Origin of the sequence: Campylobacter sp. JMF_15 NE4 (genome assembly GCF_027737645.1) — a bacterium.
Classification (GTDB): domain Bacteria; phylum Campylobacterota; class Campylobacteria; order Campylobacterales; family Campylobacteraceae; genus Campylobacter_B.
Genome location: NZ_JAOVTY010000001.1, coordinates 542957 through 567903, shown reverse-complemented (window position 1 = coordinate 567903; position 24947 = coordinate 542957). Strand labels below are relative to the sequence as shown.

Below are 24947 nucleotides of genomic sequence, written 5' to 3'. Positions count from 1 at the left end.
ATTTTGTGTGGAAGTGAAATTTTAAAATTTAAGCGCGTATTGTAGCGTAAATTTTGAAAAATAGGCAAATTTTAGGCGATTTCTCGCCTAAAATTTACGGAATTTAGGCTAAATTTTTAGCTTTTAGCACCTCGACTACTTGCTCGGCGATCGCTAACTCTTCGTTTGTAGGGATAATTAGAGTTTTGATTTTTGCCTCGCTCGTGCTTAGATCGCGGTTGATTTTCCTGCGGACATTGTTTTCGGCTTTGTCGATTGCGATACCAAAATGCGCTAGCTTCTCGCAAACTCTCTCGCGCAAGATATTTGCGTTCTCCCCGATACCGCCTGTGAAAACGATAGCGTCGATTTTGCCAAGCACTGCGTAGTATGCACCTACGAGTTTGACTATTTGATAGACTAGCATATCATAGGCGAGTTTTGCCTTTTCGTCGCCTGCTTCCATCATTTCCTCGACTTTGCGCAAGTCGCTCGTGCCACAAATGCCCAAAAGTCCGCTTTTTTTGTTCATTATCGCGTCCATTTCTTGTGCGCCATGACCTGCCACACGCTCCATATACGCGATAATCGCAGGATCTATCGAACCACACCTAGTGCCCATCATAAGGCCTTCGAGTGGAGTCATACCCATTGAAGTATCGACGCATTTGCCATTTTTGATAGCGGTGATACTAGAACCATTTCCAAGGTGAAGCGTAATGCAGTTAAATTTATCATAATCCACGCCTAAAAATTCAGCCGCTGTGCGTGATACATACCAGTGAGAAGTGCCGTGTGCGCCGTATCTGCGGACTTTGTTTTTCTCGTAGAATTCATACGGAAGCGCATACATATATGCTTCGCGCGGCATGCTTTGGTGAAATGTAGTGTCAAAAACAGCCACATTTGGGGTTTTTGACGCGCTCATACATGATTTGATTCCAGCAACTGCTGCTGGGTTGTGAAGAGGGGCAAGCGGGCAAAGCTCTTCGATTTTAGCTAGCACATCGCTATCTACGAAGGCTGCTTTGTCGAAATAATCAGCGCCTTGGACGATTCTGTGTCCGATACCCTCGATATCGTTGATGTCTTTTAGCGTGCCACTTTCTTTTAGCAAGCGATACATTATCTCAATGCCTTCTTCGTGCGATTTGATCGGCTCTTTGACCTCTTTTTCAAACTCGCCTGCCTCAATCTTGGCTTTTGAATGCTCTGAGCCAATCTCTTCGATGACGCCACTTGCAAGGCAAGTTTTATTATCCATATCTTGGAATTTAAATTTGATTGAACTGCTACCTGAGTTTATGACTAAAATTTCCATTAATTTACTCCTGCTTGAATTGCGCTAATAAGCACTGTATTTACGATATCCTCGACCTTGCAACCCCTGCTTAAATCATTAACTGGCTTTTTAAGACCTTGCAAGATTGGGCCGATTGCCACAGCGCCAGATGTGCGTTGGACTGCCTTGTAGCCGATATTTCCTGCATTTAAATCAGGGAAAACAAAGACATTTGCCTTGCCAGCTACCGCTGAGCCTGGGGCCTTTTTGCTTGCGGTTGTAGGATCGAACGCTGCATCGAATTGCAATGGTCCATCGACTGCTAAATCAGGGGCAAGCTCGCCAACTAGTTTGGTGGCTTCTTCTACGATTTCTACGCTTGGGCCTGAGCCACTTCCTTTGGTAGAGTAGCTTAGCATGGCTACGCGTGGTTCTAGTCCAAATGCGCGCGCAGTATTTGCCGAGCTAATCGCGATACTTGCAAGGGCGTTTGCGTCTGGGTTTGGCACGACGGCGCAGTCTGCAAAAATCACGATTTGGCTATCTAGGCACATGATAAATGAGCCACTAACCGTGCTTACGCCCGGCATTGTTTTGATTGTTTGTAGTGCTGGGCGGATAGTCTCGGCTGTGGTCGTGCTAGCGCCACTGACCATAGCGTCGGCCTTGCCACTATACACTAGCATAGTGCCGAAAAATGTGCGATCTCGCACTAATTTTTGCGCTTTTTCTAGCTCCATACCTTTGGCTTTGCGAAGCTCGTAAAGGGTGTTTGCAAACTCATCAGAGAATTCGTTGTTTGCTGGGTTTATGATTTTGACGCCGTCTAAATTCAGCCCTAAATTTCCAGCTTTTGCCTTAATTTCTGCCTCGTCGCCAAGCAAGACTAAATTTACCGCGCCACTTTTTAGCAAAATTTCGCTAGCGCACAAAATTCTCTCATCATCGGCTTCTGGTAGGACGACTGATTTTTTGTTTGCGGCTGCTTTTGCATAAAGCGTGCTTTCAAATCTCACTGGGGTTAGAATTTCGCATTTCGCGCCTTTTAGCGCCTCGCCTAGGCAATCAGCGCAGACATCTTTTGTGGTGAAGCGCAAAACTTGTGCGCCACATTTTTTGGCGAAATTCTCGGCGATTTTCGCCTTGCTCTCGCTCGTATATAGTCCCACCACAGGCAGAGCCAAATCCTTGCTAAGGCCGAAATTTAGCACCTCATCGAAGCCTTTTACGCCATAGACGATTACGCATTTTGCGTTTTTTGAGACTGCGTCAAATTTGGCTATTGCCATTTTTGAGATTTGTGCAATCTCGCCTTTTTCTAAAAGCGATATGATTTCGCTCTCGCTCGCCACATCTGGGACGATATTTAGCGCCACAGCGCCGTCAAATTTGGCTGTGACATCGCGCACATCGTCGCCTAAAACAAAAAATGCGTTCATAAGCAATCCTTATAAAAAAATTAAAAAAACACTTGCATTTTATCATATTAAAGCCCAGATTTGTTTTAAATTTGTGGAATTTGGGCGAAATAAAATTAGATTATCGTTGTAAATTTTTAAATTTTAAACTATAATTTGCAGATTTATGACTTTTAAATTTTCAAGGGTAATTTATGCTTATAAAAGACTTAAAACAACTCAAAGACAAACTTTGGGAAAGTGCCGACCAGCTTAGAGCAAATTCAGGCTTAAAGGCTACTGAATATGCCGAGCCTGTATTAGGTTTAATCTTTTTACGCTTTGCCGATGTCAAATACTCACAACACGAAAAATCAATCCAAGCCGAATTTGACAAACTCAAAGGCACACGCACCGAACGAGATATCCACGAAATAGCGATTGAAAAATGCGGTTTTTATCTGCCACAAAATGCTAAATATGACACTTTATTAAATTTACCTGAAAACGCCGATCTTGCCCAAGCTGTCAAAAATGCGATGATTGAGATCGAAAAATACACCGCCGAGCTTGAAGATGTGCTTCCAAAAGACATTTATTATTCTGTCAATACACCCGAAAATCCGCAAGTTTTAGCCAATCTTTTACGCAATTTTAAGGACATTCCAAACAATGTCGAATTAGACATTTTTGGCGAAATTTACGAATATTTTTTAGGCAAATTTGCCCTTTCAGAAGGTCAAAAAGGCGGAGAATTTTTCACGCCATCTAGTGTAGTTAAATATATGGTTGAAGTGCTAAATCCCCAAGAAGGCAAAATTTTAGATCCCGCTTGTGGTTCTGGCGGAATGTTTGTGCAAACGGCTCATTATATCGCCAAACACCAAAACAAGGGCAGACAAATCAATCTCAAAGCTTACGGCATAGAAAAAACCCAGCAAACCGTGCGTTTAGCAAAAATGAATTTGGTCTTAAACAATGTCCGTGGCGAGATTACTCACGCAAATTCTTATTATTCTGACCCTTATGAGAGCTACGCAAATTTCGACTTCGTTATGGCAAATCCACCGTTTAATGTCAATGATGTCGTGCTTGAAAAGGTAAAAGACCAAAAACGCTTTAACGAATACGGCATACCCCAAAACAAATCCAAAGGCAAAAAAAGCGATGAAACCGTGCCAAATGCCAATTATTTATGGATAAATCTTTTTGCCACTTCGCTTAAACCCACAGGCAAAGCGGCTTTGGTTATGGCAAATTCAGCATCAGATGCTGGCAATAGCGAACTTGAAATTCGTAAAAAACTGATAGAAAGCGGTGTGATTAGCCAAATGGTAACCCTGCCGTCAAATATGTTTTCTTCTGTCACTCTACCTGCGACTTTATGGTTTTTTGATAAAGCCAAAAAGAATAAAGATGAGATTTTATTTATAGATGCCAGAAACATTTTTACCCAAATCGATCGCGCTCATCGCAAATTTTCAAACGAGCAGATTAAAAATCTTGGCATAATTACAAGGCTATACGAGGGCGATACGCAGTCTTTTATAGATTTAATCAAAGAGTATGAAATAGCACGAGATAACGCCCCTGAGATTTCAGACGAAGAAGATAATCCGTCAAAATCATATTATCAAGCCCAAATCGACTGGCTAAGCGAACACTTTCCAGAGGGCGTTTATAACGATGTCGTCGGGCTTTGCAAGGTTGCTAAATTAAACGGCGAAGACGGCATTATAGAGCAGGATTATTCGCTCAATCCAGGTCGTTATGTAGGCGTGGTGATTGACGATGACGGATTAAGTGAAGATGAATTCAAAGAAAAAATGCTTGATTTACACGGCGAATTTCAAAAACTATCAATCCAAGCCCAAGAGTTAGAAAAAACCATTGATTTAAATTTAAAAGAGTTGTTTGGGATATAAAAGGAAAATAAATGATATTTACCGAAACAGAAAAAATTGAATTAAAACAAAAACTCAATAATACTCTACCAAAAGAACTTGTTGGTTTTTTAAATTCAGATGGTGGTAAAATTTATATTGGAATTCACGATAATGGCATGATATTGGGTGTCAATGATTTAGACGATAATCTAAAACAAATCGCCGATATTATTGAAAATCAAATTTTACCAGACCCTCGTCATTTTATAGAATTAGGCACAAAATACATTGAGAGCAAACATATTATTGAAATCAATGTTCAAAAAGGCAATGCTTTATACTATATAAAAAAATATGGCAGAAGTTCGCAAGGTTGTTTTATGCGTATAGGCTCTACTACTCGTGCTATGAGTGAAGAACAAATCGAAACAATACACAATAAATACTTAAATAGTAAAACAAAAATCACCGAGATACCCACTAAAATGCAAAACCTTACATTCCAATACCTAAAACTTTTACTTACTGAAAAAGGCTTAACGATTAACGATAAAACTTTTGCTGAAAATTTTCATTTACTCACCACAGACGGCAAATACAATAAAATGGCAGAATTATTAGCCGATAAAAATGAAGTATCGATTAAAGTCGTGCGATTTAATGGTAAAAACAAAGCTGACGGCATAATCAAGCGTAACGAATATGGAGAAAAATGTCTTGTCGTAGCGATGAAACAAGCCTTTGATTACTGCGTAGATGTAATCAACGAAACACGCATATCATTTTCGCGTGGCGTAAGACAAGATAAACCGTTATTTGATACAGATGCTTTTCGTGAAGTTTGGTTTAATGCTTGTTTGCATAATAATTGGGCAGATGGCACACCGCCTGCGATATATATTTTTAGCGATAGAATGGAGATTGTATCCACAGGCGGGTTACCACAAAACCTTACCAAAGAAGATTTTTTTCGTGGAATTTCTAAGCCTGTAAATGAAGAATTAGCCAAAATTTTTATTCGTTTAGACTTAATGGAACAAACAGGCTATGGTATTCCGTTGATTACAGAGCGTTACGATAGAACTATTTTTGAATTTTTAGATTTCTTTTTGCGGGTGAGTATTCCATTTGCCTTTGAGATTAAAGACAAATTAGAACATGATACCCAAGATGATACCCAAGATGATACCCAAGATGATACCCAAGATAAAGATTTGGATAAATGGATAGAAGAGCAAATTCGACAAAATGATAAAATCACCGCAGAAAAATTGGCAAAATTAAGCAATAAAAGCGTGATTACTATCAAACGCCACATTGCCAAAATAAAGCATATTCGCTATATCGGCAGTGGTTATAGCGGGCATTGGGAGATTATCGATGAATAAAATTTTGTGTGTAACTCATCTGTGCGAAAAACAATTTCGGATTATTAAACAAAATTTTGAAATGGTGCAAAATAAGGCAAATTATTTAAATTTAAAAGAGTTATTTGGGGTGTGATTGTGGAATACATTAAACTGAAAGATATATTGACGATAAAGCACGGTTTTGCTTTTAAGGGCGAATTTTTTTGTAATTACGACACTGGTTATCTACTTGTTACACCAGGTAATTTTTCTCTTGTTGGTGGCTTTGTAGAAACTAAAAAATTTTATGCGGATACGAATTTTCCAAAGGAATTTATTTTAAAAACAGGTGATTTGATAGTAACTATGACAGATTTAAGCAAAGAAGCGGATACGATAGGTTACGGAGCATTAGTTCCTTTTAATCAAAATCATCAATATTTACATAATCAACGAATAGGTTTAGTTAATATATTTAATAAAAATTTTATAAAAGAATACATTTATTGGGTTATGCGTTCTCCGCACTATCAAAGAACGATTGCAGCGAGTTCAAATGGTGCAACGGTTCATCACACTTCGCCAAATAAAATATATCAATATTCAATTAAAAATATTGAAACATCACAACAAACCAAGATTGCGTCCATACTTTCTGCGTATGATGATTTGATTGAGAAAAACAATAGGCGAATGGAAATTTTGCGTGGGAGTGCAGAAGAACTTTATAAAGAGTGGTTTGTCCGTTTTCGCTTCCCTAACCACCAAAACACCAAATTTAAAGATAGCACATTAGGAAAAATTCCTAATGATTTTAATGTGGTAAAAATGATTGATATATTTGATAACTATATCGGTGGTGGCTGGGGAAACGATGATGAAAATTTGGAATATTGTGTTCCAGCGTATGTTATTCGTGGAACCGATTTTCCTTATGTTATGAAAGGCGATATATCAACTTGTCCTTGTCGTTGGCATAAAAAAAGCAACTATAAATCAAGGCAATTACAGCCACAAGATATTGTTATCGAAATATCTGGTGGAACAGCAGAGCAACCAGTCGGTAGAGTTATTCTTATTGATGAAGACTTATTAGAACAATTCGATAGCAAAGTTATTTGTGCAAGTTTTTGCAAAAAAATATCGCTAAAACAAGATAAAATTTCTTCGATATATTTTTATTACTGGATGAAATTTTTATACGATACGAGAATAATTGATAAATTTCAATTACAATCTACTGGAATTATAAATTTTAAATTTGATTATTTTCTCAGACAAGGCGATGTGTTATTGCCCCCTAAACTTTTAATGGATAAATTCTGCGATATTGTATCAGTAATAAGAAAAAATATATCTAAAATTGCAAATCAAAACGAACTATTAAAACAACAAAGAGACCTATTATTGCCAAGGTTAATGTCAGGCAAGATAAATTTAAATACGCAAAAGCAATGAATAAAATATGAAAGGTTAAAAATGGCAAATTTTATTTCAGAAGATGATATTGAAAAATCAGCGATTGATTTGTTAGTTAGTAAGCATGGATATAAAAAGATTAATTGCTTTACCGAAGTTAGCGATAAATTGCCCGATAACTCAGGCAGAACGGATAAAAAGCAGGTGATTTTGCCTGAAATTTTGTTTGAATGCTTAATACGGCTAAACCCCGAAATTCCTAATGAAACTATAAAAAGCGAGTGGGAAAAGCTCTGTGTTACGCCGTTTTCGCGTGAGATTATGGGGGAGAATTATAGTCGTTATGCGTGGCTTAAAAACGGCATAAAGGTTGAATTCGATAAAAACGGCAAAAAAGAGAGCAAAATTTTAAAAATCGTTGATTTTAAAAATCCGCAAAATAATGATTTTTGCGTGGTTAGTCAAATGTGGATTAGGGGCGAGAGCTATTTTAGGCGACCTGATTTGATTATTTTTATCAATGGTCTGCCACTTGTTTTTATAGAGCTTAAAAATTCTAATGTCGCGGTTAAAAATGCTTACGATGATAATTTGAAAAATTATCTAAGAGACATTCCGCAGCTTTTTTATTATAATCAAATTTGCGTTTTATCAAACGGCTTGGAAACTAGACTTGGTAGTTTTGGGGCTGGTTATCACTTTTTTTTCGAGTGGTTAAAGGTGCAGAGCGAAAATGAAAGTGTCGATAGAGATAGTATCAAGGCGGGCGGAATTAGCCTTGAATATTTCATAAACGGCTTGTGTAAGCCTGAAAATTTGATTGATTATATTGAAAATTTTATTTTATTTGATAGAAAACAAAATAAGATTATCGCTAAAAATCACCAGTTTTTCGGTGTAAATAATGCTTTTGCTTCGTTTTTAGACAGAGAGAGCAAAAACGGCAAACTCGGTGTGTTTTGGCATACGCAAGGAAGCGGAAAAAGCTACTCAATGGTAATGCTAGTAGCTAAAATAAATCGCAAAGTAGGCGGAAACTATACTTTTTTAGTCGTAACAGATAGAAAAGATTTGGACGAGCAAATTTATAAAAATTTTTTGCGAACAGGCTTTATAAGTGATAATGAAAAAGTTCGCCCAAAAAATAGCAAGGCTTTGCGTGATGAGCTAAAAACAAACAAAAAAATTCTTTTTACGCTGATTCATAAATTTGGCTATGACAAAGGCAAGACTTATCCGATTTTATCAGAGCGAGATGACATAGTGGTGATCGTCGATGAAGCGCACAGAACGCAGTATAAAGATTTGGCTGAAAATATGCGAAAAGGTTTGCCAAACGCAGGATATTTTGCATTTACAGGAACACCGCTTTTAGGCTCAAAACGCTTGACAAATCAATATTTTGGGGATTATGTTAGTGAGTATAATTTTGCTGATTCGATTGCAGATAATGCGACCGTGCCACTTTTTTATGTCAAAAGAGTGCCTGAAATGTGCCTTGAAAATGATTTTTTCAATGATGAATTTGCTGAAATTTTAGAAGATGAAAATTTAAGCGAAGAAGAACAAATTCGTTTAGAAAGGCATTATGCCAAAGAGTTAGAGGTTATCAAACGCGATGATAGGCTTGAAGTAGTAGCCAAATATATCGTGGAGCATTTCCCGTATCGTGGATTTCGTGGTAAAGGCATGGTGGTAAGTGTGGATAAATTTACCGCCGTAAAAATGTATGATAAGGTGCAACGATACTGGCAAGATGAGATAAAAAAACTTCGCCGAAAAATATCAGAAGAGACAAATATCGATGAAAAAGCACGATTAAAAGATATTGTGGATTATATGCGTAGTGTCGAAATGGCAGTTGTCATTAGCACTGACGGCTCAGATGAAGAAGAACGCAAATTTAATGCAGAGCATTTGAGTATAAGAGCGCACATTAAACGCATGGAAGAAGTCGATGAAAACGGCTATGATATAGAAGATAATTTCAAAGACCACAATCACCCGTTGCAACTAGTTTTTGTGTGTGCTATGTGGCTAACGGGCTTTGACGCACCGAGCGTTTCTACGATTTACCTTGATAAACCTATGAAAAATCACACGCTAATGCAGACTATCGCACGGGCAAATCGTGTTTTTGAAAACAAATCGTGCGGTTTGATAATCGACCATATTAATGTTTTTAAACATTTAAAAAAGGCATTGGTGGATTATGCCGGTGGCGATAGTGTGGATATGCCTGTAAAAGAAATCGATGTTTTATTTGATAAATTAAATGAGTGCATTGAAATGACGATTAAATTTTGCAACTTGCACGGGGTGGATTTGACGCAAATCGTAGAAGATGATGACACCTTTGCTGAGCTTGAAAAATTCCAAGATTTCGCCGATAAAATCATCGCTAACGATGAAGTTAAAAATGAATTTAAAGCGCTAGCAAATACGGTGGAAAATATCTACGAATCGCTAAAACCTGAAATTTTTAATATGATTTTTGATCAAAAACCATACAAAGAAGCGATTTTGTATTTAAGGGATATTATCGCAGGGTATGTCAGACCCGAAAAAATCGAATCTGCAATGGAGAAAATCAATAAATTATTAGATGAAAGCGTCGTAGCAACTGACAATGCGAAAAAATATATCATTAACACGGACGGCAGGGAGCTTGATTTGTCTGTGGTGGATATAGATGAGCTAAGAAAAGAATTTAAAAAGGTAACGCATAAAAACTTAGCGATTGCCGATTTGCGAAAATTAATCGAAGATAAACTCGCCATAATGGTGAAAAAAAATGTAACTCGCACCAAATTTGCAGAAAAATTTAAAGAAATTATCGACGAATACAACGCAGGTGGCTCTGAAAATGAAGATTTTTATGAAAAATTACTTGATTTAATGCAAGAACTAAAAGATGAAGAAAATAGACATATCAAGGAAGATTTGAGTGAAGAAGAGCTGGAAATTTTTGATTTATTATGCAAAGAAAAGTTAAGTAAAGAAGAAGAAAAAAAGGTAAAGTTGGCTGCGAAAAATTTATATCAAACACTGATTGAAAATAAATATGAGCTATTTGTGGTGGATTGGTGGAAAGACCCGCAACCAAAAGCCGTAGTAAAAAACAAAATTATCTCTGTGCTTGATAGCGATTTGCCAGATAGCTATGATAGGACGACTTTTCAAATCAAAAGCGATTTGGTGTTTGAGCATATAGTAGAACGAGCAAATATGGGATATGGGTGGATAGTAGCGTGATAATTTAAATTTATAGAAATCAAAATTTAAACCGCATTTTGGTAAAATCCTAAAATGCAAATTTTTTAAAATTTTTAAGGTAAATTTAGTGATGAGATACAAAACAAAACAGATAAAAGTAGGAAATGTCGCAGTTGGTGGCGACGCGCCGATTTCGGTGCAGTCGATGACATTTTCGAAGACAAAAGACATAAATGGCACACTTGCGCAAATCAATCGCCTTTATTTTGCGGGGGCTGATTTGGTGCGATGTGCTGTGCTAGATCATGACGACGCAAAAGCTTTGGCAGAGATAAAAAAAAGCTCGCCTTTGCCGATAGTTGCGGATATTCATTTTAACTATCGCTTGGCGCTTGAAGTCGCCCCTTTTGTCGATGCGATTCGCATAAATCCGGGCAATATCGGCGGAAAAGAGCGCATAAAAGAAGTGGTAAAAGCGTGTAAAGAGCGAAATTTGCCGATTCGCATAGGGGTAAATTCGGGCTCACTCGAAGAGCAGTTTGAAGCCAAATTTGGTAGAACCCCACAAGGTATGATCCAAAGTGCGCTTTATAATTTCAAATTGCTCGAAGACTTCGATTTCACCGACATTGCGATTTCGCTTAAAAGCTCCGATGTGCCCCGCACGGTTGAAGCCTACCGCACACTTCGTCCGCTTTGCGAGTATCCGTTTCACTTAGGCGTTACCGAAGCCGGGACGAGCTTCCACGCGACGATAAAAAGCGCAATCGCACTTGGAACGCTTTTATTAGAGGGTATCGGCGATACGATGAGAGTTTCGATCACAGGCGAACTTGAAGAAGAAATCAAAGTCGCCAAAGCGATACTCCAAGACGCCGGAGTGCAAAAAAGTGGCATAAATATCATCTCATGTCCTACTTGTGGGCGTTTGCAAAGCGATTTAGTAAGTGCGATTAAAATCGTAGAAGAGCGCACGAAGCATATAAAAGCACCTTTAAATATCTCAGTCATGGGCTGCGTGGTAAATGCACTTGGCGAAGCCAAAGGCGCAGATGTCGCTATCGCCTTTGGCAAGGGAAACGGGCTAGTGATTAGGCGTGGCGAAATAGTAGCAAAGCTAAAAGAGAGCGAACTTGTAGAGAGATTTTTAAGCGAAGTAGAGGACGAAGTGAAGCGCTACGAAGAGCGCTAAATTTTGGCAAATTTAATGAAATTTAATCAAATTTAATCAAGGCAAATTTATGGAAGTAGCTGCAAATTTATATGATTTGGATATGGAAAGAGCGATTTTAAGCGCGCTCATACAAGACGACGAGGCATACAGCGAAATCGGCGATATGATTGGCGTGGGGGACTTTTATTTCAAGCCACATGCCGATGTTTATGAGGCTATCACGAAATGCGTGGCGCATGATGAGCCTATCGCGCCTAGTTTTATCAAAAAATGGCTAGAAGGCAGGTATAACGAGCAAATTTTTGCTGAAATTTTAGCTACGAGCGGTTTGATTGATACTAGAAAATATGCAAACGAGCTTAGAGAAAAATCGATAAAAAGAGGCTTAAATGCGATTGCTCACAGGACGCCAACTATCGTAAATGAAACCCAAAAAGCCAAAGAAGCCGCCGATAAAATCAGCGCAGAAATCTACAAACTAATCGACGAGGAAAAGCACGGCGGGGTCAAAACCAGCCCCGAAATCATCACCGAAGTCGTCAGCGAGCTACGCAAACAAAAAGAACAAGTAGGCTCCGAGCTAGTGGGGCTTGACACAGGATTTACATACCTTAATAAATTCACCAAAGGCTACAAACCAGGCGAACTTATCATCATTGCTGCGCGCCCAGGTATGGGAAAGACAGCCTTTGTGCTAAACTCCATGCTAAAAACGCTCGAAAAGGGCAAGGGCGTGGTGTTTTTTTCACTCGAAATGCCAGCCGTGCAGATTATGTATAGAATGCTAAGTATCGGAAGCTCCGTGCCGCTAAATTCGATTTTAAGTGCGACGCTAAGCGATGATGATTGGAGCAGGTTTAATGCCGAGTGCGAACGCATGATGGATTTGCCACTTTTTGTGTATGATAGCGGACATGTCAATATCCAGCAGGTGCGCACCCAAATGCGCAAACTCAAAGCCGCGCACGAAAATATCGAGCTTTGCGTGGTGGATTATATAGGACTTATGACAAGCACTAGTAATTTTAGCGAAAGGCATTTGCAAATCGCCGAAATTTCGCGCGGATTAAAGCTACTTGCGCGCGAGCTAAACATACCGATTATCGCGCTTTCGCAGCTCAATCGTGGCGTGGAGCTTAGATCGGATAAACGCCCGCAAATGGCGGATTTGCGCGAGAGTGGGGCGATCGAGCAGGACGCGGATATTATACTTTTTGTTTATCGTGATGAGGTCTATAAAGAAAGGGCGTATCGCGAGAAAAGAGCTGCGCTGGAAATGGCAGGCAAAGATCCGAGCGAGATCGAGGAATTTAAGCGAAATGAGCTAGAAGAAAAGGCTGAAATCATCATCGGCAAAAACCGCTCAGGCGAAGCAGGGCGCACGATAGAGGTCGCATTTCAGGGGCCTTATACGCGTTTTGTGGATTTGGTAAGCTTCGGCGGTGCGCCAATGGAGAGTAGCGAGTTTGAGATGACGCCAGATATGACGCCTGATTTTGCCGAAGCAATGCCAATGGTGGGCGAAATTTCACTAGAAAATGGGGCAGGTGCGCCAAATACTGCGCCGGAATTTGCGCCAAATTTTGCAAATCAGGGCGTGGGAGATACTGCGCCAAATTTTGCGCAAGAAAGCGAGAGCGGGGAATTTATCGAAACTGGCGCAGATGAGATTATGCAAAGCGTAGATGTGCCAAGCCAAAGCGTAGATATCGAAAACTTCGCAATCCCTGATACAAATATGGCAAATGTCCTAAAACAGGGCGCATATACGCAAAATCAAAGTCAAGGCGAAGAGCTTTTTGGCGATGAAAATGCGAGCGAAAACGACGAAAACCCCGTGGATATTTAGGGGTAAAATTTAGCTAAATTTTGAAATTTAAGGAATTTGATGTTTGAAAAAATCGGCGAATTTTTAAATTCGCCCAAAATCGCAAAACCATATTTAATCATAGTTTTGGCTTATATGTCGGCTGTGGCGCCACTTTCGACGGATATGTATCTGCCAGCGCTCAAAAATGTCCAAACCAGCTTTGAGACGAGCGAATTTTACACTCAGCTCTCAATCAGCGCGTTTTTTGTGGCATTTGCGCTAGGTCAGCTAATCTATGGCCCACTAAGCGACATTTATGGCCGTAGAAAACCACTACTAGCGGGCGTTGCGCTATTTATCGTGGCGAGTATTTTATGCACTAATACCCAAAATATCTACGCTTTTATATTTTTTAGATTCGTCCAAGCCCTTGGCGGGTGCGCTGGCGTGGTGATTGCGCGCGCTGTGATAAATGATAAATTTGACACCGCCCAGGGCGCATCGGTTTTGGCGCTGATGATGATAGTAGGCTCCATAGCGCCTATGCTAGCGCCCACATTTGGGGCGTTTATACTAGATTTTGGCGGGTGGAGAGTGATATTTGGCACGCTTTTTGTGCTTGGAATAATTTTATTTTGTATGATATTTTTAGGGCTTAGGGAGAGCGCGATTATCGACAAGAGCCTAAAACTGGGCTTCAAACCCGTTTTTATAAACTACGCTAGAATTTTGCAAAATCGCAAATTTTTCATTTTTACATTTTCATCTGCACTTACTATGGCTGCGATGTTTGCCTATATCACGGGCTCTGCGTTTGTTTTTAAGGAGCATTTTGGGCTAAGTAGCAAGGAATTTGGGCTGATTTTTGGCATAAATGCGCTGTCAATGACGATTTTTTCGGCGATAAATGCCAAAATCGTGCAAAAAATCTCGCCTTTTGTGATTTTGCAATTTGCCTTTTTAGCGATGATTGTGGGGGCTTTGTGTTTGCTTGGGTGCGGGCTTTTGGGGCTTGGATTTTGGGCGTTTGAGGTTTGCCTTTTTTTCACGCTGGGTATGAAGGGGCTCATAATCCCAAATGCCGTGGTGCTTGCCATGGCGCGCTTTAAGGGCAAATCAGGCTCAGCATCGGCTGTGCTAGGCGCGGTGCAAATGGCGGTAGCTGGGCTAATCGCCGCAATCGTGGGAGCTGCCGGCGCAAATCACCCATTTTCGCTAGCTGTGGTAATGGCGATTTGCATTTTCCTAGGATACGGCGTCTATCTGTGCGCGAATAAAAAATTCACTAAAAATTTAAAGCGCAAATTTAGCTAAATTCGCAGAATTTTAAAATTTTATGAATTTTTGCCAAAACACTGCGCCAAAATTTCTTTTCCTTTCGAGGCAGTGTTTAAAAATTGCGTTAGCGTGTGAAAAAATGAAATCAAAAATTTGGATAAATTTAACCAAATTTAGGCGAAATTTCGCCTAAATTTAGCCATAAATTTTACTCGCGCACGAAAAATGCGTTTTGAAGTGAGCCGCTGGCAATGAAATCGCGCGCCTCGCTCTCGCTTTTAAATCCGCTTAAAAATACCCTATAAATCGGCGCGCCGTCTAGGTCGAACTCGCGCATTACGCTAGGATATCCGTGCAGAGCGTCGTTTTCTCGCGTGAAGCGTGCTGCGCCAGATTGGTTTCTAAACGCTCCGATTTGCACCATAAAATTTCCGCCCACAATCGTCGCATTTGGCGCGCCTTTTTTGATAGTTTGACCATAAAATCCCACGACTTCGAGCTTCACAGGAGCCGTGCCTTTGGCGAAGACGCCGACTTTATTGGCTGCGCTTTTGCTAAGGTCGATTACGCGCCCGCTCACAAACGGCCCGCGGTCGTTTATGCGCACGGTCGCAGTTGCGCCAGTGTCGCGGTTGGTGACCTTGACCATGGTGTTCATCGGGTAGGTTTTGTGCGCGGCAGTCATGGCGTTCATATCGTAAATCTCGCCATTGCTTGTCTTTTTGCCGTTAAAGCCCGGTCCATACCAGCTAGCAATGCCACTTTGTGTATCGCCGATACTGACCTGCTCTGGGTAGTAGGTTTTGCCATTTATCTTGTAAGGGCGCATGGTTGCAGGCGAGTTTTTGCCGATTTTAGGGGCTTTTGAGCCTGAACTAGATGACGGATAATTTCTGTGTGATGAAAAACACCCAGCAAAAATTAGCGCGACAAGCGCGCTAAAAATTATTGATTTTTTAAAATGCAAAATTTACTCCGAATTTAAAATTTGAGATCAAACGCCATTGCGACTGTGCGGATTTTTTCGTCAGTTTTAGAGGCAAATGTCGGAGTGGTTTTTTCGATTTGTTCGACCTTGACGATGTGTTCGTGCTGAGGCCTAAATTTCGCAAAACTTAGCTTTGGACGATTTTTGATAAGGTTTGGTTCATACGCCTGAAAATCGCCTCTGCTTAGGACAAATTCTGTATATTTGCTCTCTGGGATATAGAAAAAATACTTGCCGTTGCTAGGCGATACGCCGTTTGTAATGTGTGCATTGTAGCTATTCATTTGGGTTTGTGAAATGCCGATTTGTTTGGCGATCGCGCTTAGCTTCGTGCCTGGGGCTACGGCAATGCGTTTTAACGCCCACGGCTCGTTTTCGAATCTTAGTACCTTTTGCATACTATCGCTTTGGGCGATGTAGGCGAATTTGATAATTCGTTTGATGAAATTTTTGGTCTCTTTTGGCACTGCATTGCTAGAAAGTAGGGTGCCTAAATCATCGTTTCCAGCCGCTTTTATGGCTCTATTCATACAGCCTTCGCCGCAATTATACGCCATGAGAGCGGTGTACCATTTGCCAAAATTTTGTCTTAAATGCAAAATATACGAAAACGCAGCGTCCGTCGAGGCTGCGGGATCTCTGCGCTCATCTACATGCGTATCTATGCGCAGGCCGAAATTTTTGGCAGTTGTAGGCATGAGTTGCCACATACCGCCTGCTTTGGCGTGCGAAGTAACGGTGTTTTTGAGGTGAGATTCTACCATAGCAAGGTAGAGCAAAAATTCAGGCGCTTCAATGCTTTCGATTTCGGTTTTTACCAAAAAGGCATTGTGAGCTTGTGAAGTGATGATGTCTTTGAATAATTTTTTATCCGAAGAATCGATAGAGCGGTAAATGTCAGCGACAACTTTTTGGCTTGAAAGGTTGTTTTCTATGCCAAATTCGTTCATAATGTAGTCGTGATTTACCCGTGAAATTTTTGACTGGCTAGCGTGCGCAAAACCTGCGAAAATTAGCATCAAAAAAATGATTTTAATGACTCTCATTAATCTCCTTTAATTTGATTTGCAAAAAGTCTGTAAGCATTTTGCGTAGTGATACTTTTAATCAATTCTACATCTTTATCCAAAATTTCGGCTATCTTATCCACGACAAGGCTCGTGAAGGCTGGCTCGTTGCGCTCGCCTCTGTGAGGGTGCGGAGTAAGATATGGCGCGTCTGTTTCGACGACGATTTTATCAAGTGGAAGTTTTGGTAAAATTTCGACTAAATTTTTTGCGTTTTTAAATGTCAAAACACCGCCGATTCCAAAATAAAATCCAAATTCGCTTAAATTTGCGAGTAGCGGGCTTGCATTGTAGCAGTGCAAAACACCACCATTTAGCCCATTTGCGTGAGTTTTTAAAATTTGATAAGCGTCTTCGTTTGCATCTCTAATATGCACGATTAGTGGCAAATTTAGCTCTTTGGCAAGCTCAATTTGTGCCAAAAAAATCTCTTTTTGGCGTGCTTTTTCGCTGGATTTTTCCTCGTCGCTAAGACCATTTAAGCGGTAATAATCCAAACCGCACTCGCCCACACCCACGCATTTTGAGTCGTTTGCGAACTCTTTTAGCGTATTAATGTTAAATTCATCTATTTCATAAGGATGCACGCCCACAGCGAAGAATACATTTGCATAAGTGTGAGAAATCTCCCTAGCGCGCGCTAAATCCGACATACTAGCACCAGGGATGACGATAGTGCCGACATCGTGTTCGCTTGCTCTTTGAACTACGGCGTCAAGGTCGCTAAAATAGCTACTATCATCTAAATGGCAATGTGTATCAATAATCATAAAACTCACTTAAAAATTTATAAACAAAACATTTTACGCCAAAATAGCCAAATTAAAATTAAACAAAGATTAAATATACCAAATTAGTTTCATTTTTGGCTTAAATTTAGCTAATTTTTTAGCTTTTTGGCGAATTCTAATGCTTCCTTGCTTATCGTCTCTCCGCTAATCATTCTGGCTAGTTCTGTGATTTTTTCGCTTTCATTTAGTAGTTTTACGCTCGAAATTTCGCCATTTTTGGTGATTAAAAAGTGCGAGTGAGCTTTGGAACTGAGTTGTGGCTGATGCGAGATAGCGAAAATTTGGTAGTATTTCGAAATTTTTTCTAGCACGGTTGCGATACTCATAGCCTCTTTTCCGCTCAAATTCGAATCAATCTCATCAAGGATTAAAATCCCGCTTCCTTGGTTTGTAATCTCCAAATTTGCCCCAATGAAGGCGAGGCGCAGGCGGTTTGTCTCGCCTGAGCTTAAATTTTTAAATTCGGTATTATTTAGCATTACGCGCACTTCGTCGCTGCCGTTTGCTTCCAAGCTCTGCTCTAAAAATTCCAGCCTAACGCTAGGCATATACAAATCGCCCAAATAGCGATTTATCAGGCTTTCTAGCGCGTTTTTACTTGCTTTTCGTTTCGCGCTGATAAGAGTAGCTAAATTTGAAATTTCCAAATTTAGCGCGTCAAATTTCGCGTTTAAATCCCTTTTTTCGAAGCTGATTTGCTCGTAGTGCGCAAACTCTATTTTGCGCCTTTCAAGCGTGTCAAGCGCGCCGGCAATGTCGCCGTAGCGTTTGTTTAAGCTTGAAAGTGCTTCTAGCCTGTTTAATACTGCCTCGATATCGATTTCACCTAGCTCATCGAGATTTAAGCTTTCCATTTTTACGCGCAGTTCGTTCATGCTATCCTCGAAAAACGCGCTATCCATTTCGCTTAGATTTAGCGCCTCTATCACGCTTCGTTCAAATTCGAAAATCCCTTCGGCTCTCGCCCAAAGTTCTTCGATTTTATCTTTTTTGCTAAGCTTTTTTTTGACTGCTAAAAGCTCTTCGTATTCGCCGATTTTAGGCGAAATTTGCTCGATTTTTTCGATTTCAAATTTGGCAAATTCTTTAAGTTCTTCGATTTTGTTTTCTTCTTCTTCGATTTTTCTAAGCTCTTTTTGCACTCTTAAAAATTCGCTAAATTTAGCCCTAAAATTCGCCAAATTTGCGCCATGAGCGCTATCATTTTTACAAATCATAAAATCAAGCAACTCCAAAAGCGAGGCGGAGTTTATCTCTTCGGCATTTTTTGCGCCTAGAAATTTCACATATTCGCCTGCGATTTTGGTCAAATTTTTCTTTGAAATTAGTTGCGAGTTTATGAAATACCGCACAGATTTATCCCGCAAAATGCGGAAATTATTCGGCGTTTCGTTTTCTATACCAAACTCATCAAGCCTAAATTCGTGGCTAATGTCGGCTTCTATGATCTTTGCTTCTGCTTCCCTTAGCCCAAACACAGCCAAAATTGCGTTCATTAGCACAGATTTTCCAGCGCCGCTTACGCCCGTAAAAACGCTTAGCCCTGGGGCAAAATTTAGCTCGATTTCGTTGAAGCTAAGGTGATTTTTGATATACACTCTCTCTAACATCCAGCATGTCCCCAGCGCAATTTTTCCTTCAAAACCGCGAAATAATCGTATGAGCTAGCGCGGATTATTTGGGATTTGTGTTTTGAAATTTTTACTTCCACGCTTTTAAATTCGTCCATATTGTAAAAATTTTGCCCGTCGATGACTACGCAAAGCTCGGAATTTCCGCTATTTTTGAAGCCTAGTTTGTATCTTTTTGGCAAAATTAGCGGGCGTTGGGTTAGGCTGTGAGAGCAAATCGGCGTTATAGCGAAAACTTCGCAAAGCGGGTAGATTATCGCGCCGTTTGCGCTCATATTATACGCTGTCGAGCCCGCTGGCGAGCTGATTATGACGCCGTCTCCATAGTATGTGTTAAAGTGCGTATCGTCCAAAAACGCGTCGATTTTCGCCATTGACGAGATATGAGAGCGCGTGATAACCATATCGTTAAATGCGCTGATTTCGAGCTTCTCGCCGTTTTTGCGCTCCAAGCTTACGCTTAAAACAGGCAGTTTATCTAGCCTAAATTTCCCAGCCATAAATTCACGCCAAAATGCGTTAAATTCGCTATTTTTAATGTCTGTTAAAAACCCAAGCGTGCCAGCATTTACACCTATTATATATGCGCCTTTTTTTAGCACGCTTCTAGCTACGCCAATTAGCGTGCCGTCCCCTCCAAGGCTGATTAAAACTTTGGTGCGAGATAAAATCTCATCTATGCTAAATCCAGTTTTGCCAAAATACTGCGCGCAGGTACTTTCGCATAAAATTTCAATGCCCCCCAAACGCAAAATTTTAGAAATTTCCTCCATAATAGGCAAAATTCCCGCCTCTGTTTTGGCGATGATTCCGACAAATTTTAAATTTTTTTGTAATGCGATTAAATTTTCCATGGCGCGATTTTATAAAAAATTAGCTTTGTAAAAGCAAAATTTAACTATAATCATTGGTTTTAATTATTTTTTTTAAGGAGAACACATTGCGAAGTCATTATTGCACCGATCTAAGCAAAGCAAATATCGGCGAAAATGTTAGCGTTTGTGGTTGGGTGAATTCTTATCGCGACCATGGTGGCGTTATTTTCATCGATTTGCGCGATAGAAGCGGACTTTTACAGCTAGTATGCGATCCAAAAGATAGCAAAAGTGCTTACGAAATAGCAAACGATGTCAGAAACGAATATGTTTTGCGCGCAAACGGAAAAGTGCGCGCCAGAGGCGAGGGTTTGGAAAATCCAAATTTAAAAACCGGAGAGATTGAAATCGTAGTCGATGAGCTAATCATCGAAAATCCAAGCCGTGCATTGCCATTTGTCATCGGAGATGAGAGCGTAAATGAGGAAATTCGCCTAAAATACAGATTTTTGGATTTAAGGACGAGCGATAAATTTGAGCGCTTTGCAATGCGTTCAAAAGCGGCTATTGCGGCACGAAATGCGCTTGATAGACTTGGTTTTGTCGAGGTTGAAACCCCTGTGCTAACTCGCGCTACGCCAGAGGGTGCGAGGGATTATTTGGTGCCTAGTCGCGTTTATCCGGGTAGCTTTTATGCGCTTCCGCAAAGCCCACAGCTTTTCAAACAGCTTTTAATGTGCTCTGGATTTGATAGATATTTCCAAGTGGCAAAATGCTTCCGCGATGAGGATTTGCGTGCAGATCGTCAGCCAGAATTTACACAAATTGATGTTGAGATGAGCTTTTGCGATCAAAACGATGTGATGAAGGTCGCTGAGACATTTTTAAAAGATATTTTCGCTGCTTGCGGACATGATATTCCTACGCCATTTCGCGTAATGGAGTATAAAGACGCTATGGAGAATTACGGTAGTGATAAACCAGATCTTCGCTTTGGTATGCCATTTATCGATGTGGCTGATATTTTCGCGCGTTCAAATAATGAAATTTTTGCCGGTATCGCAAAAGATACTAAGAAAAACCGCGTAAAAGCCCTTGTAGTCGAGGGTGGAGATTTGAAATTTAGCAAACGCCAAATGCAAAGATTCGAAGAATATGTGCGTAAATTTGGCGCACAAGGCCTAGCTTTTATCCAAGTCAAAGAAGATGGCCTTAAAGGACCTTTGGTTAAATTTTTCGATGAAGCTGATGTGGCTGAGCTAGTCAAACGCTGCGATTTAAAAGTCGGCGATGTCGTATTTTTCGGTGCTGGAAAGAAAAAAATCGTGCTTGATTATATGGGTAGATTTAGACTTTTCCTTGCAAACGAGCTTGGCATTATCGACGAGAACAAACTCGAATTTTTGTGGGTTGTAAATTTCCCAATGTTCGAGCAAAACGACGACGGAAGCTACTCGGCTATGCACCACCCATTTACTATGCCAAACAATGTCGATGAACCAGATATGGAAGAAATCACCTCTATCGCTTACGATGTCGTGCTAAATGGCGTGGAATTAGGAGGAGGAAGTATCAGAATTCACAAAGCCGATATCCAAGAAAAGGTTTTCAAACTACTTAAAATCGAGCCAGACGAGCAAAGAGAAAAATTTGGCTTCTTGCTTGACGCGCTTAGCTTTGGTGCGCCACCACACGGCGGTATCGCGATTGGATTTGATAGACTTATGATGTTAGTAACTAAATCAAGTAGCATTAGAGATGTCATCGCCTTCCCTAAAACTCAAAGAGCGCAATGCCCTATGACAAAGGCTCCAAGCGAGGTTAGTAGCGAACAGCTCCAAGAATTGGGACTTAGAATAAATTTAAAGGATAAAAAATGAAAAATCTATTTTTAATCATCGGCGCACCAGGCAGTGGCAAAACCACAGACGCTAGCTTGATCGCGCAAAACAACGAGAGTATCGCTCACTACTCTACTGGCGATTTGCTTCGCGCAGAGGTAGCAAGCGGTAGTGAACTAGGCAAAACAATCGACAGCTTTATCTCAGCTGGAAATTTAGTCCCGCTTGAAGTGGTTGTAGGCACGATAACTTCTGCGATTAAAAGCTCGCCAAAAGATTTTATCATCATCGACGGCTACCCAAGAAGCGTGGAGCAAATGACAAAACTCGACGAAGTTTTAAAAAGCGACGATGAGATCGAGCTTAGTGCAGTAATCGAAGTTGCAGTTAGCGAAAACACAGCCAAAGAGCGCGTTTTGGGTCGTGCAAGGGGAGCTGATGATAACGAGCAAGTCTTTTATAACCGCATGAAAGTCTTCAACGAGCCAATCGGCGCAATCCGCGAATTTTACGGCAAAAAAGAGATTTTTTACTCAGTTGATGGCGAACGCACAATCGAAGAAATCGTCGAAGATATCAACGATATAATCGCGAAAAAAATCATCGGCTAAGACTGAAATTTAGGGAATTTCTGTGAAATTTAGCCCCAAATTTGGCATGAAATTTTGCCTTAGAATTTGCGCTGTTTTCGCTGTTTTGGTTTTTTGCGCTGGTTGTGAAGCCAAAAAATCCGTGAGCGCAGCAGGAAACAGCGGCGGCGGCGGAGTTTTCACGGGATTTTCTATAAATGCGTGGTAAATTTACAAATTTAATAAAAAGGACAAAAAATGGATATTTCTAAAATCAAAGTAGGTTCAAACCCTGATAAAATCAACGCTGTAATCGAAATTCCTTACGGCTCAAACATAAAATATGAAATCGACAAAGAAAGCGGTGCGGTTTGCGTCGATCGCGTGATGTATTCGGCGATGTTTTACCCTGCAAACTACGGCTTTGTGCCAAATACACTAGCAGATGACGGCGATCCTGCCGACATTTTGGTGTTAAATGAATACCCACTTCAAGCAGGTTCAGTTATCCCATGTCGTTTAATCGGCGTTTTGGTTATGGAAGATGAGAGCGGAATGGACGAAAAACTCCTAGCCGTGCCGGTTAGCAAAATCGACCCTAGATATGACAATATCAAATCTCTAAGCGATTTGCCAAAAATCACGCTTGATAGAATCAAAAATTTCTTTGAAACTTACAAGGCATTGGAGCCGGGTAAATGGGTGAAGGTCAAGGATTTCGAGGACGCTAGCAAGGCCGAGGCAATCCTATCTCGCGCAATCACAAACTACAAATAATAATTTCGCCCAAATTTCGGGCGAAATTTCACTTCCGCTATGATTTACCTAGCCCAGACAGACACCACAGCCGGATTTTTAAGCAAGGACTTTACGCAGATCAACCGCGCGAAAATGCGCCCCAAAAACACCCCCTGCGTGCTAACCACGGCGAATTTAAACGAGCTAAAAACCTTGGCGCGCGTGCCAGAAAAATTTAAAAATCTCGTGCGAAGAGCGAAAAAATCGACCTTCATCTACCCAAATCAAATTTCGCTTCGCTATGTGCAAGGCTGTGAGCATGCGAAATTTCTGCGACAATTTGGCGTGATGTATTCGAGCTCGGCGAATTTACACGGCGAGAAATTCGACGAGGATTATGCGCGTGATATCGCAGATATCATCGTAGATGAGAAATTTAGCGAGCATGCCCCCTCGAAAATGTATAAAATTTCAAATTTTAAAATTAAAAAAATTCGTTAAATTTAGGTTTAATTCAAATATTGTAAAATCACACAAAAAATTTTTTAAAAGGAGCGAATTATGGTAAAAAAATTTCTAATCCTTAGCGCGGTTTGCGCATTTGCCTTGGCAAAGGGTGGTTTTGTCGGAGGTGATGGCAGCAGCAAGGGCGAGTTCGTCGAATACGGCGCCAAATCATACCGCGTAGTTAGCGTCAAAGAGGCGAAAGATTTGCGCGATGATACGAAGGTAACCCTAGTGGGAAATATCAAAAAACGCCTAAATAACGACGATAAATATCTATTCGTGGATAAAAGTGGCGCCTCTATCACCGTCGATATCGACGATGATGACTGGAACGGCCTAGTCGTGAGCCCTGATACCAAAATCCGCATAGTCGGCGAGGTGGATAAAGATTTAGTCGGCGTAGAAATAGATGTCGATGATGTCTTGCCTGTGAAATAATTTTGTTTTTGGCTAAATTTGCACTAATTTAGCCAAATTTTACCAAATATGCAAAATTTAATGTAAAATTTTGCATATTTTTAAATTCCAACTAAATTTCATATTTAAAATTTTTTTCGTTTGCTTAAATTTACGCTATTTTTATACTATTTTCGCTGCCGCAAGCCCGAAATACTGCCCCGTAATGTCAAAAACTAAGCGATCTAAGCGAAAAAGAGATAAATGCGCTAGGGTTTAGCTTCGCAAAGAGCCTTTATGATGAGATTTTAAAGCTAACTTATGGCGAGGCGCAAGGCGCCCAAAGTCAGGGTAAAAAAAAATAGCGTATTTTGTGGCGTGGGCGGTTAAATTTGGCTTTAAGGGAGTTTTGCAAATGCCTTTTAATCTATTTATAAACCTTTTAAACGAAGCCTTTAAAATCGAGGACGAGCGAGGCAAAACGAGTGCTTCTTTAATGCGCTTTGCAAGGTTTGCAGACGATAAAGAGTTTAAGAAATTTACCAAAATCAAAGAGGAGCTAAGCCGTGAGAGCGAAAAAGAGCTTATCGCTAAGCTTAATGCGTGGTAGTTATTCGCTATCAAGCGAATTTATGGCTTTTAAAAATGTTTTGATAAAAAATCTAATGAAAACAAAGATAAAAAACATATACAAAAAGCCCAAAGCTGTATCGCCCATAAAAAATCCTTTGCATGGTAAAAACCTTAAAATTTTAACATATAAATTTTTTAAAAAAGGTTAAAATCGAAAAAATCCAGCTTGAAACTGCTGTAA

Annotated in this window: 20 protein-coding genes and 1 pseudogene; 14 read left to right on the top strand and 7 right to left on the bottom strand. The window is 40.3% G+C overall.

Features of this window, described 5'->3' with window-relative positions; all coding sequences use genetic code 11:
- Positions 1 to 103: 103 nt before the first annotated feature.
- A complete protein-coding gene (locus tag OFN98_RS02895; RefSeq protein ID WP_270874643.1) occupies positions 104 to 1300 on the bottom strand; it encodes an acetate kinase in 1197 nt (398 codons plus the stop codon).
- Positions 1300 to 2700 (bottom strand): phosphate acetyltransferase, encoded by a 1401-nt coding sequence (pta, locus tag OFN98_RS02890; RefSeq protein ID WP_270874644.1) that lies wholly within the window; start codon positions 2698 to 2700, stop codon positions 1300 to 1302. Before pta ends, OFN98_RS02895 begins: the two co-directional genes overlap by 1 nt.
- A gap of 173 nt (positions 2701 to 2873) precedes the next feature.
- Here pta and OFN98_RS02885 point away from each other — a divergent pair, with 173 nt between their 5' ends.
- From OFN98_RS02885 to OFN98_RS02855, 7 genes and pseudogenes are all read left to right on the top strand, one after another.
- On the top strand, positions 2874 to 4583 hold the full coding sequence (locus OFN98_RS02885) for a type I restriction-modification system subunit M (protein ID WP_270874645.1): 1710 nt from the start codon (positions 2874 to 2876) through the stop codon (positions 4581 to 4583).
- Between the two features lie 11 nt (positions 4584 to 4594).
- On the top strand, positions 4595 to 5932 hold the full coding sequence (locus OFN98_RS02880; RefSeq protein WP_270874646.1) for an RNA-binding domain-containing protein: 1338 nt from the start codon (positions 4595 to 4597) through the stop codon (positions 5930 to 5932).
- A gap of 117 nt (positions 5933 to 6049) precedes the next feature.
- Complete coding sequence (locus OFN98_RS02875; protein WP_270874647.1) at positions 6050 to 7351, top strand: restriction endonuclease subunit S; 1302 nt, start codon at positions 6050 to 6052, stop codon at positions 7349 to 7351.
- 21 nt (positions 7352 to 7372) lie between these two features.
- Positions 7373 to 10567, top strand: coding sequence for a type I restriction endonuclease subunit R (locus OFN98_RS02870; protein ID WP_270874648.1), 3195 nt, complete (start codon positions 7373 to 7375; stop codon positions 10565 to 10567).
- A 91-nt stretch (positions 10568 to 10658) separates the two neighbouring features.
- The gene (ispG, locus tag OFN98_RS02865) at positions 10659 to 11720 is read left to right on the top strand and encodes a flavodoxin-dependent (E)-4-hydroxy-3-methylbut-2-enyl-diphosphate synthase (protein ID WP_270876597.1); all 1062 of its coding nucleotides are present in this window, start codon (positions 10659 to 10661) and stop codon (positions 11718 to 11720) included.
- Positions 11721 to 11769: 49 nt separating this feature from the next.
- Positions 11770 to 13128 (top strand): annotated as a pseudogene (locus OFN98_RS02860) (replicative DNA helicase); the annotation flags it as partial.
- 462 nt (positions 13129 to 13590) lie between these two features.
- Positions 13591 to 14826, top strand: coding sequence for a multidrug effflux MFS transporter (locus OFN98_RS02855; RefSeq protein ID WP_270874651.1), 1236 nt, complete (start codon positions 13591 to 13593; stop codon positions 14824 to 14826).
- Between the two features lie 172 nt (positions 14827 to 14998).
- Here the strand turns inward: OFN98_RS02855 and OFN98_RS02850 are convergent, their stop codons facing one another.
- The 5 genes from OFN98_RS02850 to OFN98_RS02830 form a co-directional block, all read right to left on the bottom strand.
- Positions 14999 to 15757, bottom strand: coding sequence for a septal ring lytic transglycosylase RlpA family protein (locus tag OFN98_RS02850; protein WP_270858800.1), 759 nt, complete (start codon positions 15755 to 15757; stop codon positions 14999 to 15001).
- Positions 15758 to 15771: 14 nt separating this feature from the next.
- The gene (locus OFN98_RS02845; protein ID WP_270858801.1) at positions 15772 to 16824 is read right to left on the bottom strand and encodes a lytic transglycosylase domain-containing protein; all 1053 of its coding nucleotides are present in this window, start codon (positions 16822 to 16824) and stop codon (positions 15772 to 15774) included.
- On the bottom strand, positions 16824 to 17615 hold the full coding sequence (locus tag OFN98_RS02840) for a TatD family hydrolase (RefSeq protein WP_270874652.1): 792 nt from the start codon (positions 17613 to 17615) through the stop codon (positions 16824 to 16826). Before OFN98_RS02840 ends, OFN98_RS02845 begins: the two co-directional genes overlap by 1 nt.
- A 110-nt stretch (positions 17616 to 17725) precedes the next feature.
- Entirely contained in the window at positions 17726 to 19246 is a 1521-nt protein-coding gene (locus OFN98_RS02835; protein WP_270874653.1) for an AAA family ATPase, read from the bottom strand.
- Complete coding sequence (locus OFN98_RS02830) at positions 19240 to 20121, bottom strand: NAD(+) kinase (protein ID WP_270874654.1); 882 nt, start codon at positions 20119 to 20121, stop codon at positions 19240 to 19242. Before OFN98_RS02830 ends, OFN98_RS02835 begins: the two co-directional genes overlap by 7 nt.
- Before the next feature lie 86 nt (positions 20122 to 20207).
- Here OFN98_RS02830 and aspS point away from each other — a divergent pair, with 86 nt between their 5' ends.
- From aspS to OFN98_RS02795, 7 genes are all read left to right on the top strand, one after another.
- Positions 20208 to 21962, top strand: a complete 1755-nt coding sequence (gene aspS / locus OFN98_RS02825; RefSeq protein ID WP_270876596.1) for an aspartate--tRNA ligase — start codon at positions 20208 to 20210, stop codon at positions 21960 to 21962.
- Positions 21959 to 22534: an adenylate kinase gene (locus OFN98_RS02820; RefSeq protein WP_270858806.1), complete on the top strand. Its 576-nt coding sequence runs from the start codon at positions 21959 to 21961 to the stop codon at positions 22532 to 22534. The genes aspS and OFN98_RS02820 overlap by 4 nt, the downstream gene beginning before the upstream one ends.
- Before the next feature lie 22 nt (positions 22535 to 22556).
- Positions 22557 to 22721, top strand: a complete 165-nt coding sequence (locus OFN98_RS02815) for a hypothetical protein (RefSeq protein ID WP_270862479.1) — start codon at positions 22557 to 22559, stop codon at positions 22719 to 22721.
- Positions 22722 to 22750: 29 nt separating this feature from the next.
- Positions 22751 to 23269: an inorganic diphosphatase gene (ppa, locus tag OFN98_RS02810; RefSeq protein WP_270858808.1), complete on the top strand. Its 519-nt coding sequence runs from the start codon at positions 22751 to 22753 to the stop codon at positions 23267 to 23269.
- 39 nt (positions 23270 to 23308) lie between these two features.
- Positions 23309 to 23731: a Sua5 YciO YrdC YwlC family protein gene (locus OFN98_RS02805; RefSeq protein ID WP_270876595.1), complete on the top strand. Its 423-nt coding sequence runs from the start codon at positions 23309 to 23311 to the stop codon at positions 23729 to 23731.
- A gap of 60 nt (positions 23732 to 23791) precedes the next feature.
- Positions 23792 to 24175 carry a YgiW/YdeI family stress tolerance OB fold protein gene (locus OFN98_RS02800; protein WP_270862482.1) on the top strand — a complete coding sequence of 128 codons (384 nt, stop codon included), beginning with the start codon at positions 23792 to 23794 and terminating at the stop codon, positions 24173 to 24175.
- Positions 24176 to 24548: 373 nt separating this feature from the next.
- The gene (locus OFN98_RS02795) at positions 24549 to 24743 is read left to right on the top strand and encodes a hypothetical protein (RefSeq protein WP_270874656.1); all 195 of its coding nucleotides are present in this window, start codon (positions 24549 to 24551) and stop codon (positions 24741 to 24743) included.
- Positions 24744 to 24947 lie beyond the last annotated feature (204 nt).

What these genes read in the sequence shown, in the direction of transcription:
- OFN98_RS02840 (WP_270874652.1), bottom strand. Translation starts at nt 17,615, where the DNA reads ATGATTATTGATACACATTGCCATTTAGATGATAGTAGCTATTTTAGC.
- pta (WP_270874644.1), bottom strand. Translation starts at nt 2,700, where the DNA reads ATGAACGCATTTTTTGTTTTAGGCGACGATGTGCGCGATGTCACAGCC.
- OFN98_RS02795 (WP_270874656.1), top strand. Translation starts at nt 24,549, where the DNA reads ATGCCTTTTAATCTATTTATAAACCTTTTAAACGAAGCCTTTAAAATC.
- OFN98_RS02880 (WP_270874646.1), top strand. Translation starts at nt 4,595, where the DNA reads ATGATATTTACCGAAACAGAAAAAATTGAATTAAAACAAAAACTCAAT.
- OFN98_RS02870 (WP_270874648.1), top strand. Translation starts at nt 7,373, where the DNA reads ATGGCAAATTTTATTTCAGAAGATGATATTGAAAAATCAGCGATTGAT.
- OFN98_RS02830 (WP_270874654.1), bottom strand. Translation starts at nt 20,121, where the DNA reads ATGGAAAATTTAATCGCATTACAAAAAAATTTAAAATTTGTCGGAATC.
- OFN98_RS02805 (WP_270876595.1), top strand. Translation starts at nt 23,309, where the DNA reads ATGATTTACCTAGCCCAGACAGACACCACAGCCGGATTTTTAAGCAAG.
- OFN98_RS02885 (WP_270874645.1), top strand. Translation starts at nt 2,874, where the DNA reads ATGCTTATAAAAGACTTAAAACAACTCAAAGACAAACTTTGGGAAAGT.
- OFN98_RS02835 (WP_270874653.1), bottom strand. Translation starts at nt 19,246, where the DNA reads ATGTTAGAGAGAGTGTATATCAAAAATCACCTTAGCTTCAACGAAATC.
- OFN98_RS02895 (WP_270874643.1), bottom strand. Translation starts at nt 1,300, where the DNA reads ATGGAAATTTTAGTCATAAACTCAGGTAGCAGTTCAATCAAATTTAAA.
- OFN98_RS02855 (WP_270874651.1), top strand. Translation starts at nt 13,591, where the DNA reads ATGTTTGAAAAAATCGGCGAATTTTTAAATTCGCCCAAAATCGCAAAA.
- OFN98_RS02845 (WP_270858801.1), bottom strand. Translation starts at nt 16,824, where the DNA reads ATGAGAGTCATTAAAATCATTTTTTTGATGCTAATTTTCGCAGGTTTT.
- OFN98_RS02800 (WP_270862482.1), top strand. Translation starts at nt 23,792, where the DNA reads ATGGTAAAAAAATTTCTAATCCTTAGCGCGGTTTGCGCATTTGCCTTG.
- ispG (WP_270876597.1), top strand. Translation starts at nt 10,659, where the DNA reads ATGAGATACAAAACAAAACAGATAAAAGTAGGAAATGTCGCAGTTGGT.
- OFN98_RS02820 (WP_270858806.1), top strand. Translation starts at nt 21,959, where the DNA reads ATGAAAAATCTATTTTTAATCATCGGCGCACCAGGCAGTGGCAAAACC.
- ppa (WP_270858808.1), top strand. Translation starts at nt 22,751, where the DNA reads ATGGATATTTCTAAAATCAAAGTAGGTTCAAACCCTGATAAAATCAAC.